Below are 251 nucleotides of genomic sequence, written 5' to 3'. Positions count from 1 at the left end.
GGTTGCGTCAAGGTGCGCAAAGGTGGTTGCCGGAGACGGGTCAGTCAAGTCATCCGCAGGTACGTATACTGCCTGTACGGAGGTGATAGAACCAGTTTTGGTGGAGGTGATACGTTCCTGCAGAACGCCCATCTCTTCCGCCAGGGTCGGCTGATAACCTACCGCTGAAGGCATACGTCCAAGAAGGGCTGATACTTCAGAACCTGCTTGTGTAAAACGATAGATGTTATCGATGAAGAACAATACGTCTT

1 pseudogene is annotated in these 251 nt (G+C 51.4%); it reads right to left on the bottom strand.

The window, feature by feature from the left end:
• Window positions 1-251, bottom strand: a pseudogene (locus R2R70_RS21885) (F0F1 ATP synthase subunit beta); the annotation flags it as partial.

The sequence above is a fragment of the Cobetia sp. SIMBA_158 genome, assembly GCF_046566945.1.
GTDB classification, from domain to species: Bacteria; Pseudomonadota; Gammaproteobacteria; order Pseudomonadales; family Halomonadaceae; genus Cobetia; species Cobetia amphilecti.
Note: the sequence above shows the minus strand (reverse complement) of the source record. Positions and strands in the feature narration are given on the sequence as shown.